Origin of the sequence: Mesorhizobium sp. M0960, from assembly GCF_040319055.1 — a bacterium.
Taxonomy (GTDB): Bacteria; Pseudomonadota; Alphaproteobacteria; order Rhizobiales; family Rhizobiaceae; genus Mesorhizobium.
Genome location: NZ_JAMYNN010000007.1, coordinates 68,586 through 82,136 on the forward strand (window position 1 = coordinate 68,586; position 13,551 = coordinate 82,136).

Here is a 13,551-nt window from a genome sequence, read left to right on the forward strand (position 1 = left end):
GGCTATCCCTTGATGGCTCCGGCGGTGATGCCCTGGACGAAGAATTTGCCGAGCCCGAAATAGACCACCAGCGGCGGGATGGCCGTCAGCAAAGCTGCGGCCATGTCGACATTGTAGTGGACCTCGCCGCGCTCCGTGATGACGGTGTTGGCCAGGATGACGGTCATCGGTTGGGCGCCCATGCCGCCAAAGGTGAGCCCGATCAGGAAGTCGTTCCAGACGCTGGTGATCATCAGGATCAGCACGACGATCATGATGTTGCCGGACATCGGCAGGATGATCTCGGCGAAGATGCGCCAGAAGCTACCGGAATCCATGATCGCCGCGTTGATGATCTCGGGCGGCACGTCCTTGTAGAAATTGCGGAAGATCAACGTCAGCAGCGGCATCGCCAGCACGGCGTGGATGACGGCGATCGCCCAAATGGTGCCGTAGATGCCGAGCGAGGCGGTCAGGGCGACCAACGGGATCATGATGATCTGGAACGGCACAAAGGCGCACATGAACAATACGAACAGAAAGGGGCCAGCCCAGCGGACGTTCCACAGAGCCAGCGCGTAGCCGGTGACCGACGCCAGGGCGATCGACAGGAACAGGCTCGGGAACAGAATGGCGAGCGAGATGAAGAATCCGTGCCTGACACCCTCGCACGTCATGCCCGAGCAGACTTCTGCCCAGGCCTTCCACCAGCCTTCGAATGTCCAGGTGGTCGGCAGCGAAAAGACCTCGCCGAGCGCGATCTGGTCCATTGTCTTGAAAGAGGTGACGATCACCACGTAGAGCGGGATCGAAATGAAGGCCGCGCACATGGCGAGGAACACGAGGACGGCGATCGACGCTCCCTTGATGCGGCGGCGCCTACGGGGGTAGACGCGCCCGCCGATGCGCGCGGCCGCTGATGTCTCGTAAGCGGACACGGCATTCATACGGCGGCGGCCTGGCGACGGCGGACTTGCCAGGCGGTGACCAGCATCAGCGGCAGGAAGACGGCAGCCGTGATCAACAGCATGATGACTGCTGAGGCGGACGCGTAACCGATGTTGGAACGGGTCGAATAGGCGTTGATGACGAAATAGGCCGGCGTCCAGGTTGACGTACCGGGTCCGCCATTGGTCATGGCGAGCACGATGTCGTAGGTCTTGACCACGCCGAGCGACAGCAGGATCGCGCAGGTCAGGAACGTGAACTTCAGCATCGGAATGATGATCTCGACGTAGAGCCGCCAGAAGCTCACGCCGTCGAGCTTGGCGGCGCTCCAGATTTCCGTGTTGATCGACTTCAGGCCGGCCAGCATCAGCGCCATGTAGAAGCCGAGCCCGTGCCAGATCGAGGCGAGAATGATGCCGTAGATTGCCGTGGCAGGATCGGCCAGCCAGTTGAAATTGGCGCTTTCCCAGCCCAGCTGGTGCAGGAAGTTCTGGACACCGAGGGCCGGGTTGAACATCCAGCGCCAGACGATGCCGGTGACGATCAGCGACACCGCGAGCGGATAGAGAAAAATCGTCCGGAAGAAGCCTTCGCCGCGCTTTTCCTTCTCGATCATCGCGGCCAGGATGAAACCCAGCACGATGGCGAGCGCGCTGCCGATCGCCAGGACGACGACGTTCCGGAGCGAGGTCATCCAGACGCCGTCGCTGAAAAGCCGGTCATACTGGCGCGCCCAAACTGCGGGGTCGATCGCGTAGTCAGGGAAACGACGCGAACGCGTGAACGACATCCAGATCGTCCATCCGATGGCGCCGGCGAAGGCCACCAGGGTGACAGTGAGCGCAGGAATCAGCGCAAGCTGCGGCGAGACCTTGCTCCACCTGAGCGCCATTCGGGTTCCTCCCTCGAAGGCCTGCCTTAGCCGATCGCGGCTCTGGCAATTTTCATATTAGCGTTAAACCAATCATGACGATATCGCTCTGTCAACAGTGACAAGCAAATCGGGATCAAATGGCACCGGGCATTCGAGAAAACGACGCTGCAGCGCAGCAAACCCGCGCTTTGGCGGGTGAGAATTCATATTGACAAAGCGCGCGGCGGGGAGCAAAGGCGATATTAACGCTCATACGAAATTCGACCTATCGGGAGGAAAACGTCATGAAAGGGATCACCGGCTTCGGCCACGCCGCCATCAAGGTGAAGGACCTGGACGCCAGCCTCGCCTTCTATAGGGACAAGCTCGGCTTTCCCGAGATGCTGCGCCTTCACAATAAGGACGGCAGCACTTGGCTGGTGTATCTCAGGATCACGGAAGAGGTGTTCTTGGAGATATTTCCCGGCGCGGAAAACGATCGCGCTCCCGGCTGGAACGCCAACGGCGTCAATCACATGTGCCTGACGATCGATAATCTTGACAGCTTCTGCCCGGCGATCGAGGCCAACGGCATCAAGCTGACCGCACAGATCAAGGACGGGCTCGACGGCAACCGCCAGGCCTGGATCGAGGATCCTGACGGCAATCGCATCGAGCTGATGGAGATGCACGCCGATTGCCTTCAGTACAAGGGTCTGAAACGGTTGCGCGAAGAGGGATTGCTGCCGGCTTAAGTCCTCTCAGGCAACATGGCCAATGTGACGAGATCTTGCAGAGAACCCGTACCCGACTGAAGGACATCGCGGTGGCCACCGGCTACTCGGCGAACACCGTTTCGCTGGCGCTGCGCGGCAGTCTGCGAATTCCGGAGGAAACGCGCGACCGTATCCAGTCGGCCGCGCAGAGCCTGAACTATTTTCCGAACACCATCGCGCAGGCGCTGGTCAGCCGCGAGACGCGGACGATCGGGCTGGTGCTCACCGACATCATGAACCCGACGCTGACGCTGGTGTCGCGTTTCCTCGAGAGGGAGCTCGCCCAGCGTGGTTATTCCCTGATGCTGGCCGCCAGCGACCACGATTCCGCCAAGGAGTGGAGTGCGCTGAACGTGTTCCGCTCGCGGCAGGTCGACGGCATCCTCATCTATCCGACCAACCACGACCGGCTCGACCACATCCGCGCGGTGCGTCAGGTCGGATATCCCGCACTGGTGCTTGCCGATATTCCGGTTGCCGGCCTCGACGTGGTGGCGATCGACGACCGCAGCGGCGGCTACAAGGCGGTCCGGCACCTGATCGAGCGCGGCCATCGTCGCATCGCCATGCTCGACGCGGCGCAGCTGCTCGGCAACAGCGAAAAGCATGACGGCGCGTTTCGCGCCGTGACCGAGGCAGGGCTTCCCACCGATGCGCTCGTCGTGGTCAAGCCCGGCGGCCATTCGGCGACCGACGGTTTTCAGGCGATCGGCGAGGCAATGAAGCCGAAGCAGCGGCCGACGGCGCTGTTTGCCACGACCGATTCGCTCGCCATCGGAGCGTTGCGCTGGTGTCGCGAGCAGGGCGTCTCCGTGCCCGGCGAACTGGCGATCGTCGGCTATGACAACACCGAAGCGGCGGACTTCAGCTCGGTGCCGATCACATCGATCAACTATGCCGCCGCCGAGGTCAGCAGCCATGCGGTTGAGCGGATCCTGTCGATGATCGGCAAGCCGTTACCGACGCCGATCGTGACGCTGATCGATCCGGAACTGGTGATCCGCCAATCCACCTGAGGCACGGCGCGTTCGATCGTCAGACAAGACCAGCGTGGCAGCGCGATGCGCAGTGGCGGAGCGGACGTTGCTCACCCGTTTCATGCGCCCTACGTGTGCAGCGAAAAGTTTGATGTAGCTGAGAGGCTTTCAGTTGCTGCGGCAAAATCGTAAATTCGGTTACGTTTGGGTGGGCATCCTCGCCAAATTGGTCTGACAGAGACATTAAGAAGATAATGAAATGAATATGTTACGCCACAGACTTGCGGTGGCGCCGATGATGGATGGGGAAGATAGATAAATAAAATCAAATGTTTATGAGGATTTGTGTGCAACAACTGCACACGAAAGTTCTCCTTCTCGTCCATATCCGTTCTTGCGACGGAGTATCCGACCGCACTCTTAGGACGCCTTTTGAATAGCTGCGCTGACTTATCTCGCGAGGGCCGTCGCCAGTGTATCCGCGATCTGCCGTCTGCCAGATGGCGGACGTCACACAAAGCTGATGCCACGCGGCGCTGCTGATGTCCTCGACACCAATGCCCGGCTACGCATGCGTATTGTGCGGGAGCCGTAACAGTGCCTGCGCTCGCTGCAATATCAAAAGATGCTCCGGCTTCAGGGAGGCCACACCCACCGCCCATTCGGTCGGCGGTGAAAGCGCGTCGTTGCAATGCAAGTGAAAAAAACTACCGGGCAATCAAAGCAGACATTTCTGGACTGTTTGTCGAGCGAGGCGGAGTTTGGCGCAACGCTTGAACTTCAGCCGGGACCGAAATGGCCTTACCGTCCGATCCAGATCACGACGCCCGCGAAACACTTCGACTGATCGGTCCCGATCCGCAGAACTGGGTGCCGGATCGGGAGGGCATCGACCACAATGTCTTCATCGTCGGTGGCGGGCAGACGGGCGCGACCTTCGCCTTCGCGCTGAGGCGCGCCGGCATCGGCAAGCTCACGGTCATCGACGCCGCATCGGACGAAGGCAAGGCCGGCATCTGGCTTACCCATGCGCGGATGAACCGGCTGCGGACGCCGAAAGGCCTGCCGGGACCAGAACTCGGTCTGCCAGGCTTGAGCTTTCAGTCATGGTATGAAGCCCGCCACGGTGCGGAAGCGTATGCCGGTTTCGACCGCATCGCGCGGACGGATTGGGCGAGTTACCTGAAATGGTATCGAGAGTTCCTCGGTATCGGCATCCGCTACGGCACGCGTCTCCTGCGCATCGAGCCGGCTGCCGGGCATTTCCGCCTCGATCTCGAAGCGGAAGGCAAACGATCGGTCGAAACAGCGCGCAAGATCATCCTGGCCAATGGCTTTGGCGGCAGCGGCGGTGCGGTGATACCGGATGTGTTCGCAGCTCTTCCCCCGGGTATCGTCGCGCACAGTTCGGCGGCAATCGATTTTGCCTCGCTCAAGGGCAAGGCGATCGCTGTCGTCGGTTCCGCGGCTTCGGCATTCGATGCAGCCGGGACGGCCCTTGAGGCCGGGGCAAAATCGGTGCGTCTCTTTGCCCGCCGCAACAGCATTGCCAGCGTGCCGATCAATCGCGTCCGCGGCTATCCCGGTGCCTATGACAACTATCCGCTGCTGCCGGATGCGGTGCGCTGGCGCCAGGCGCTGCGGTTTCGCGATGCCGGTTCGACGCCGCCACCCGATGCGGTGGAGCGGGTGGTGCGGCACCAGAATTTCCACCTGCACCTCGGCGCCCCATGGACGAAGGCCGGTGTCGACAGCGGTAAGGTCGTCACCGAGATCGCCGGTGAGACGTTTGCCTTCGACTTCGTCATCGCCGGTACCGGCTATTTCGCCGACCCGACACGCAAGCCCGAATTCGCCGATTTCGCCGCCTCTATCCGCCTGTGGCGCGACCAGTACGCGCCGCCCAAAGCAGAACGCGATAAATTCTTCGGCGCCCATCCCTATCTCGGTCTCGGTCATGAATTCCTTGAGAAGGCGCCGGGCGAGGCGCCGTTCCTGAAGGATGTCCATGTCTTCAATCCCGGCGGCTTCGTCAGCTTCGGCCTGCCGATCGGCGATATCCCGTCGATCAGGCGCGATGTGCCCGCCGTGGTTGCCCGCATCAGCCGCGATCTCTTCCTCGCCGATCTCGACAGCCATGAGGGCCGCATAACCGGCAGCCATCCGGCCGAATTCGGCGAAGAGGCCTATGCCTCTGCCGTTTGGCGGCCGGCGCAGACCATCGCGGCGGAATAGACGCATTTCAATGGACAAGTGCCGATGACCTTCAGCCCTGACCTTTCCGACCCGTTCGTCGCCACGGCGGTTGAGTTGCGCGAGATCTTCGATCGGGATGCGGTGGCGCGTGACAAGGCCGGCGGACGGCCGGTCGAACAGATCCGGCTGCTGAAGGAGAGCGGCTTGCCGTCGGCGCAGATTCCCAAGCGCTATGGCGGCAAGGGCGCATCCTGGCTGTCGGTGCTTCGCGTGGTGCGCGAATTCGCCCGCACCGATGGTTCGCTCGCCCATCTCTACGGCTACCATCATCTGCCGCTTAACGGCGTGTTGTTTCGCGGCACGCAGGCGCAAAAGGATCAGCTGCTAACGCGCTCAGCCCGGGAAAACTGGGTCTGGGGCAATTCCGGCAACGCCATGTCAAAGACCTCGACGGCCAAGCGCAACGGCAAGGGCTGGATCCTCAGCGGCTTTCGGCCTTTTTCTTCCGGTTCGCATATCGCCGACTATATCCAGGTCGCCTGGGAGGACGGTCAGGACCGGCTGGCAGCGGCGATCCCGGCCGATCGCGAAGGCATCGTCATCGAGGACGACTGGGATGGTGTCGGCCAGCGCCAGACGGGTTCCGGCAAGGTGACCTTCAAGGATGTGCATGTCTGCGACGACGAACTGATCGGCTCACCCGCGGCGCCGCTAACGCCGTTCCAGACGCTGACGTCACTTTTCCAGCAGGCGGTCCTGCTCAACCTGTTCGTCGGCAGTGCGCAGGGAGCACTGAGCGAAGGGCGCGACTATACGGTCTCGCAATCGCGCCCCTGGATCTATTCCGGCTACGAGAAGCACACGGACGACCCGTTCGTGCAGCGCAAATATGGCGATCTCTATATCCGAACGCTCGCCGCGGCCGAACTCGCCGATGTGGCGGCGAAAAGCGTCGATGCCGCCTATAGCCAAGGCGAGGCCTTGACCCTGGAGCAGCGCGGGCAGACGGCGATCGATCTCGCCACCGCCAATGTCTATGCCGGGCAAATCGGCCTCGATGCCTCGAGCGAGGTTTTCGAGGTGATGGGCGCCCGCTCGGCCACCAAGGCCAACGGCTTCGACAGGTTCTGGCGCAACGTGCGAACGCACACGCTGCACAATCCGGCCGAGTACAAGAAGCGCACCATTGGCACCTGGTTGCTGACCGGGGAATTCCCGGTCGGCGGATTGTATCGCTGAGGAGGCGGGAGACATGGCCAGGCGCAAGGACAAGCTCAAGCTTGGAGCGTTTCTGCTCTTCACCGGCCACCATGTCGCCGCTTGGCGTCATCCGGCGGCGGGCGAGGGAACCAGCCTCAGCGACTACATTGAACTTGCCAGGTTGGCGGAAGCGGCCAAGTTCGACACGATCTTCTTCGCCGACGGCGTCGCGGCGCGGCTGAAGGATCTGGAGGTCGCCAGCCGCAAGGCGCATAGCGGCGTCTATCCGTTCGAGCCGATCACGCTGCTGTCGGCGCTTTCGGCGGCGACCAGGAACATCGGCCTGATCGCCACGGCTTCGACCAGCTATTCCGATCCCTACAATCTGGCCCGCCAGTTCGCTTCGCTCGATCATTTGAGCGGCGGCCGTGCCGGCTGGAACCTGGTCACCTCTTCCGATCCGGAAGCGGCGTTCAATTTCGGCCACGAGGCGCATATCCAGCACGGCGACCGCTACGACCGGGCTGAAGAATTCGTCGATGTGGTGCTCGGCCTCTGGGACAGCTGGGAAGACGATGCCTTCTCGCGCGACAAAGCGAGTGGGCGCTATTTCGACAAGGACAAGCTGCACGTGCTGAACCACAAGGGCCAGCACTTCAAGGTGCGCGGTCCGCTGAACACGCCGCGAATGCCGCAAGGTCATCCGGTTGTGGTCCAGGCCGGGGCGTCCGGTCCGGGCAAGGAGCTGGCGGCTCGTACCGCGGAAGCGATTTTCGCCGCGCAGATCACGCTCGACGAAGCCACCGCATTCTATGCCGACGTCAAGGGCAGGCTCGGCAACTATGGCCGCTCGGAAGATGACCTGAAGGTGCTGCCTGGCATCTTCCCGGTCGTCGGCCGGACCGAAGCCGAGGCGCAGGAGAAGTTCGAACAGCTGCAGGACCTGATCCAGCCGGAAGTCGGCCTCGGCCTGGTGTCGGCGCTGGCTGGCGGCTTCGATCTCAGCAATACCCGCTCGACGGGCCCGTGCCGGATTTGCCCGAGACCAACGCCGGCAAGAGCCGGCAGGCTCTGGTGATCGACCTGGCACGGCGCGAGAATCTGACCATTCGGCAGCTCTATCTGCGCATCGCCGGCGCCCGTGGCCACTGGCAGGTGGTCGGCACGCCGCAACAGATCGCCGACACCATGGAAGAGCGGTTCGAGAATTACGGCGCCGACGGCTTCAACATCATGGCGCCGATCATGCCTGGCGGCTTGAAGGATTTCATCGAACTGGTGGTGCCGGAACTGCGCCGCCGCGGCCTGTTCCGTCAGGAGTATGAGGGCAGGACCTTGCGCGACAATCTCGGCCTGAAGCGGCCGGCAAATCGGTTTTCGCGGTCCGCCGCGGCAGCCGCGGAATAGGCAGACCATGGCGCGCGACAAGCTCTTTCTCATTCAGCCGGGTTTCTCCGACCCGAAACATCCAGGCCGGACATTCGTCTGTCCCTATTGCAACCAGGTCGAAGGGATGCTCGCCGCCTTTCCCGATCTCGCCGCCAGACTGGACGTCGAGCGCGTGCCGTTCGCGAGGCCGAGGGACAAGGTGATCGACGCGCTCGGCGAGCGGCATCAGTCCCTGCCGGTGCTCGTCATCGGCGGCGATCCGCCCACCGACCTGCCGACGGCCAAGGGCCAGGCCTTCGCCGACGACACCAAATGCATTCTTGCGCTTCTGGCCGAGCGCCACGGCTTCCCGCATCTGCATGAGTGACAGCATGACCTTCGATCCCGATACCTCCAATCCATGGATCGCCAAGGCGGTCGAGCTGCGCGACATCTTTGCCCGCGACGCGGTCGAGCGCGACCAGCTTGGTGGCAGGCCGAGCGAACAGATACGCCTGCTCAAGGAGAGCGGCCTGCTCACAATCGTCATCCCCAAGGAATTCGGCGGCGCCGGCGAACCCTATTCGACGGCGCTGAAGATCGGCCGCGAGTTCGCCAAGGTCGACGGCTCGATCGGCCACATCTACGGCTACCATTTCAGCGCATTGATCGCCGCCAGGCTCAATTCGGACGAGCCGCGTTCGGCCGATCTGCTGCGGCGTTCGGCTGCCGGCGACTGGTTCTGGGGCAACACCGGCAACAGCTTTTCCAAAACGCTGTTCGGTCGCAAGGATGGCGAGTGGACGATCGTCAATGGTTTCAAACCCTTCGCCTCCGGCTCGCATGTGGCCGATTATCTTTCGACCTCGTGGGAAGACGAGATCAGCGGCGAGAGGAAATTCGCGGCAATCCCCGCGGATCGCGACGGCATCAGCATTCTCGACGACTGGGACGGCATCGGCCAGACGCAGACCGGCAGCGGCAAGGTCGCCTACAAGGATGTCAGGATCCACGACAGCGAACTGGTGCGCGGCTGGGTCGACGCCTCGCTGCCGATCCGCACCATCGGCCCGCTGCAGCAGCAAAGCGTGTTGCTCAATGTCTTCATCGGCACGGCCCAGGGCGCGCTGCTGGCGGCGCGGGACTACACGCTCAACAGTTCGCGGCCGTGGATGTATTCCGGCGTCGAGCGCCATATCGACGATCCGTGGATCAAGCGGCAATATGGCGAGCTCTGGGTCAAGACGCAGGCGGCGACGGTGCTGGCCGATCGCGCGGCTGCGGCGATCGATCATGCGATCGCCCGCGGCAAGGCGCTGACCGAGGAAGAGCGCGGCGAAGCGGCCGTTGCCGTCGCTGCGGCCAATGTGCTGGCGGGGGATGTCGCGCTGGAGGTCACGACCGAGATTTTCGAGGTGATGGGCGCGCGCTCGGCGGTGCGCAAATACGGCTTCGACCGTTTTTGGCGCAACGCGCGCATCCACACCTTGCACAACCCCGCCGAATACAAGACCCGCACCGTCGGCACCTGGTATCTGACCGGCGCTTACCCCGAGCCCGGCGTGTTTCGATGAGCAGCCGGCAGCTCCATCTCAACGTCAACATCCTGCACGCCGGCTTTTCGCCGGCAGCATGGCGGATGGACGGCGTCGACCCCTATGCCGCCTTCACCGTCGACCACTATGTGCAGGTGGCGAAGATCGCCGAACGCGCCAAGCTCGACGCCGTATTCCTTGCCGACCAGGCGGCGATCTCGGATCGCATCGACTATCGTCCGATCACGTCGCTGGAGCCGACCATCGTGCTGGCGACGATGGCCGCCGCAACAGAGCGCATCGGCCTGATCGCCACCGCTTCAACCAGTTTCAACGAGCCGTACAACATCGCCAGACGCTTCGCGACGCTCGACCATGTCAGCGGCGGGCGCATCGGCTGGAACATCGTGACCACGGCCGATCCCGCCTCGGGTCGCAATTTCGGCCTCACCGGTGCGATCGATCACGGCCGGCGCTACGAGCGGGCGGCCGAATGCGCCGAGATCGTCAAGGCATTGTGGGACAGCTGGGAGGACGATGCCTTCATCGGCGACGTGGCCGGCGGGCGCTTCGTCGATGCCGCCAAGGTTCATGCCATCGAGCACAAGGGCGCGCATTTTTCGGTGCATGGGCCGCACAATGTGCCGCGTTCGCCGCAAGGGCATCCGGTGGTCATCCAGGCCGGCGGTTCCGATGACGGCAAGGAGCTCGCCGCACGCCACGCCGAAGCCGTCTTCTCGGCCTCTCAATCCCTCGAAGAAGCGCTTTCCTATGCACAAGAGCTGAAGACACGCGCCCAGATTTACGGCCGCACCGGCGGCGTGCCGCTCAACCTTGCCGGCCTGGCCACCATCATCGGCAGCACCGAGGGGGAAGCGGAGCGGCGGCAAGAAGAGCTGTGGGATCGCATCCCGCTCGACTACAGCCTTGGGCGGCTGTCCGGCGTGCTCGGCATCGATCGCGAGCGGCTGAAGCTCGACGAGAAGCTGCCAGAAGGGATTCAACTGCCCCCCAATGGCGGCCACACCTTCTTCAAGGCCACACTCGCGCTCGCGCGCAGCAACGATTTCACGGTTCGCCAGCTGATCCGGGCGCTGAACGGCAGCACCGGCCACCGCACCATCGTCGGCACGCCGGAGCAGATCGCCGACGATATCGAAAGATGGTTTGTCGCCGGCGCCGTCGACGGCTTCAACCTGATGCCGGACGTGCTGCCGACCGGACTGGAGGTCTTTGTCGATACGGTGGTGCCGATCCTGCGCCGGCGAGGCCTGTTCCGCACGGACTATGAAGGGCGCACGCTGCGAGACCATCTCGGCCTTGTCCGGCCCGAAAGTCGTTTTGCGCCGCAGCCGCACAAGGCGCCAGGGTTGCTCGGGGCCACCCATTGAACGATCATCAAACGACAACGGAGCTGAAAGTCCTGTCATCGACCTCCATGCCCGACAAAAATACAGGCCTGACAATGAGCGCTGATCCCGAATTTCTCTGGTACATACCGAACCAGGTCGATCCCGGTCACCGTGGCGAGCCGGCCGCCGTGGACCACAACAGCCTGGACACACTGACCAGCCACGCGAAGGCGCTTGAGGACCACGGCTGGAAGGGCGCGCTGATCGGTACCGGCTGGGGTCGGCCCGACACGTTTACCGTCGCGGCCGCACTCGCCGCCCGAACCACCTCCTTCGAGCCGCTCATCGCGATCCGCCCGGGTTACTGGCGGCCGGCGCACTTCGCATCAGCCGTAGCCACGCTCGATCAGCTGACTGCCGGTCGCGTGCGTATCAACATAGTGTCGGGCAAGGACAACCTCGCTGCGTATGGCGACAGCGAAGGCGACCAGATACATCGCTATGCCCGCACCAGAGAGTTCATGCGGCTGGTTCGCAAACTTTGGTCCGGAGAGAACGTGACCTTTGCCGGCGAGCACTTCCAGGTCACAGGGTCTACCGTCATGCCCCGCATCCCTGTCCGTTGCGATCGTCGCCATCCCAAGCTCTACTTCGGCGGTGCGTCGGAGGCGGCCGAGCGGGTGTCGGCCAGGGAGGCGGATGTGCAGCTCTTCTGGGGAGAGCCGCTCGACGGCGTCCGGGAGCGGATCGAGCGGCTCAAAGCCTTGAGCAGGGAACTCGACCGAGACCTCCCGCCTCTGGAATTCGGGTTGCGGGTTACCACGCTGGTCCGCGACACCACTGAGCAGGCCTGGGCGGACGCCGAGGCGAAGGTTGACGAGATGGCCAAGGGCAAGGGCGCCGGCTGGAACGATCACGGTCGGGCGGTAGCGGTGGGCCAGCGGCGTCTGCTCGATCTGCACGCGCGCGGCGAGGTCCTGGACGACAACCTCTACACTGCGCCGGGCAAATACGGCGGCGGCGGCGCCGGCACCACCTGGCTGGTCGGCTCGGCCGCCGACGTCGCCCGCGCGCTCGGCAGGTACCGGGATCTGGGCATCACGCACTTCGTGCTCTCGGACACACCGTATCTTTCCGAGATCAAGCGGCAGGGCGATCAGTTGCTTCCGCTTTTGCGCAATGGGGCCCAAGCCGCGCTTCTTGAACCGGCAAGTGCCGGCGAGTGAAGCGTGTGCAGGGAACGGTTTGGATGAAGAGAACGATTTTGGGTCCGGAAGGCCCGCATGTGAGTTCGATCTGCCTGGGATCAATGACCTGGGGTCGTCAGAACACCGAGGCCGAGGCGCACGCACAGCTTGATCGTGCGGTCGAGCGTGGCGTGAATTTCATCGACACAGCAGAGGTCTATCCTGTCAATCCGGTTCGAGAAGACTCGGTCGGTCGAACCGAAAGCTACATTGGAAGCTGGCTCGCGCCGAAAAGCCGCCGTGACGATTTGGTAATTGCCACCAAAGTGTCGGGTCTCGGCCAGGACGTCGTGCGCGGCGGCGCGAAGATCAACGCCGAGACGCTGCGGACCGCGGTTGAAAATTCACTGCGCCGGTTGAGGACGGACTACATCGATCTGTACCAACTCCACGTACCCAACCGAAGTCACTACCATTTTCGCCGGGTCTGGAGCTTCGATCCGTCCGGACAGGTGAAGGCTGAGACTGTGGCCGGCATGGCCGAATGCCTGGAAACGCTCGCCGCGCTTCGCAATGAAGGCAAGATCAGGCATTTCGGGCTGTCGAACGAAACGACATGGGGCATCGCGCAGTGGCTGCGCTTGGCCGATGACGATGTCGGTCCTCGCCCGCTGACGATCCAGAACGAATATTCGCTGCTCTGCCGCTACTACGATACGGACCTCGCGGAGCTTGCCGTGAACGAGGGGGTAACGCTGCTTGCCTATTCGCCTGCGGGAGCGGGTCTGCTCAGCGGCAAATACCGGCCCGACTACTCGCCCGAAGGATCGCGTCGCGCGCTCAATGGCGATCTCGGCGGCCGTTGCACGCCGAGGGTGTGGCCGGCGGTCGACGCCTATATTTCGATTGCCCGGGAGGCCGGCATCCACCCTGTGACGATGGCAGTCGCTTTCGTCCGGTCTCGCCCATTTCCCGTTGTCCCCATCGTCGGGGCGACCAGCGTGGAACAACTGGACCATGCGCTCGATGCAGCCTCGGTCGCACTGTCGCCGGACATACTGGCACGGATCGGCGAGGCGTACAGGGCGCATCCAATGCCATTCTGATGTGACCGGTGCCGCTTCAATCAATCGGCATGCCACGTGCCGGGTAGCCGAATAAGCCAGATTGGCAAATAGGG

Annotated in this window: 11 protein-coding genes and 1 pseudogene; 10 read left to right on the top strand and 2 right to left on the bottom strand. The window is 63.1% G+C overall.

Annotation, left to right across the window (positions count from 1 at the left end; translation table 11 throughout):
• Positions 1–2: 2 nt before the first annotated feature.
• Positions 3–926, bottom strand: a complete 924-nt coding sequence (locus NKH63_RS15325; protein ID WP_023717676.1) for a carbohydrate ABC transporter permease — start codon at positions 924–926, stop codon at positions 3–5.
• Positions 923–1,819, bottom strand: a complete 897-nt coding sequence (locus tag NKH63_RS15330; RefSeq protein WP_352482625.1) for a carbohydrate ABC transporter permease — start codon at positions 1,817–1,819, stop codon at positions 923–925. The genes NKH63_RS15325 and NKH63_RS15330 overlap by 4 nt, the downstream gene beginning before the upstream one ends.
• A 266-nt stretch (positions 1,820–2,085) precedes the next feature.
• On the opposite strand from NKH63_RS15330, the gene NKH63_RS15335 reads away from it, so the two are divergent.
• From NKH63_RS15335 to NKH63_RS15380, 10 genes and pseudogenes are all read left to right on the top strand, one after another.
• Entirely contained in the window at positions 2,086–2,535 is a 450-nt protein-coding gene (locus tag NKH63_RS15335; RefSeq protein ID WP_023717674.1) for a VOC family protein, read from the top strand.
• 35 nt (positions 2,536–2,570) lie between these two features.
• Positions 2,571–3,572 carry a LacI family DNA-binding transcriptional regulator gene (locus NKH63_RS15340; RefSeq protein ID WP_352482624.1) on the top strand — a complete coding sequence of 334 codons (1,002 nt, stop codon included), beginning with the start codon at positions 2,571–2,573 and terminating at the stop codon, positions 3,570–3,572.
• A gap of 756 nt (positions 3,573–4,328) precedes the next feature.
• Positions 4,329–5,768: an NAD(P)-binding domain-containing protein gene (locus NKH63_RS15345; protein WP_352482622.1), complete on the top strand. Its 1,440-nt coding sequence runs from the start codon at positions 4,329–4,331 to the stop codon at positions 5,766–5,768.
• Positions 5,769–5,792: 24 nt separating this feature from the next.
• Positions 5,793–6,968 carry an acyl-CoA dehydrogenase family protein gene (locus NKH63_RS15350; protein ID WP_352482620.1) on the top strand — a complete coding sequence of 392 codons (1,176 nt, stop codon included), beginning with the start codon at positions 5,793–5,795 and terminating at the stop codon, positions 6,966–6,968.
• Between the two features lie 13 nt (positions 6,969–6,981).
• A pseudogene (locus NKH63_RS15355) lies at positions 6,982–8,336 on the top strand (LLM class flavin-dependent oxidoreductase).
• 7 nt (positions 8,337–8,343) lie between these two features.
• Positions 8,344–8,685 (top strand): DUF3088 domain-containing protein, encoded by a 342-nt coding sequence (locus NKH63_RS15360; RefSeq protein ID WP_023717671.1) that lies wholly within the window; start codon positions 8,344–8,346, stop codon positions 8,683–8,685.
• A 4-nt stretch (positions 8,686–8,689) separates the two neighbouring features.
• A complete protein-coding gene (locus tag NKH63_RS15365; RefSeq protein ID WP_352482619.1) occupies positions 8,690–9,871 on the top strand; it encodes an acyl-CoA dehydrogenase family protein in 1,182 nt (393 codons plus the stop codon).
• Positions 9,868–11,223, top strand: a complete 1,356-nt coding sequence (locus NKH63_RS15370) for an LLM class flavin-dependent oxidoreductase (protein ID WP_352482618.1) — start codon at positions 9,868–9,870, stop codon at positions 11,221–11,223. The genes NKH63_RS15365 and NKH63_RS15370 overlap by 4 nt, the downstream gene beginning before the upstream one ends.
• Before the next feature lie 74 nt (positions 11,224–11,297).
• On the top strand, positions 11,298–12,410 hold the full coding sequence (locus tag NKH63_RS15375) for an LLM class flavin-dependent oxidoreductase (RefSeq protein WP_023717668.1): 1,113 nt from the start codon (positions 11,298–11,300) through the stop codon (positions 12,408–12,410).
• Between the two features lie 23 nt (positions 12,411–12,433).
• On the top strand, positions 12,434–13,477 hold the full coding sequence (locus tag NKH63_RS15380) for an aldo/keto reductase (protein WP_023717667.1): 1,044 nt from the start codon (positions 12,434–12,436) through the stop codon (positions 13,475–13,477).
• Positions 13,478–13,551: the final 74 nt, after the last annotated feature.

Excerpts from the sequence above, each read along its gene's own strand:
- NKH63_RS15375 (WP_023717668.1), top strand. The coding sequence starts at position 11,298 with ATGAGCGCTGATCCCGAATTTCTCTGGTACATACCGAACCAGGTCGAT.
- NKH63_RS15380 (WP_023717667.1), top strand. The coding sequence starts at position 12,434 with ATGAAGAGAACGATTTTGGGTCCGGAAGGCCCGCATGTGAGTTCGATC.
- NKH63_RS15325 (WP_023717676.1), bottom strand. The coding sequence starts at position 926 with ATGAATGCCGTGTCCGCTTACGAGACATCAGCGGCCGCGCGCATCGGC.
- NKH63_RS15360 (WP_023717671.1), top strand. The coding sequence starts at position 8,344 with ATGGCGCGCGACAAGCTCTTTCTCATTCAGCCGGGTTTCTCCGACCCG.
- NKH63_RS15350 (WP_352482620.1), top strand. The coding sequence starts at position 5,793 with ATGACCTTCAGCCCTGACCTTTCCGACCCGTTCGTCGCCACGGCGGTT.
- NKH63_RS15335 (WP_023717674.1), top strand. The coding sequence starts at position 2,086 with ATGAAAGGGATCACCGGCTTCGGCCACGCCGCCATCAAGGTGAAGGAC.
- NKH63_RS15330 (WP_352482625.1), bottom strand. The coding sequence starts at position 1,819 with ATGGCGCTCAGGTGGAGCAAGGTCTCGCCGCAGCTTGCGCTGATTCCT.
- NKH63_RS15365 (WP_352482619.1), top strand. The coding sequence starts at position 8,690 with ATGACCTTCGATCCCGATACCTCCAATCCATGGATCGCCAAGGCGGTC.
- NKH63_RS15370 (WP_352482618.1), top strand. The coding sequence starts at position 9,868 with ATGAGCAGCCGGCAGCTCCATCTCAACGTCAACATCCTGCACGCCGGC.
- NKH63_RS15345 (WP_352482622.1), top strand. The coding sequence starts at position 4,329 with ATGGCCTTACCGTCCGATCCAGATCACGACGCCCGCGAAACACTTCGA.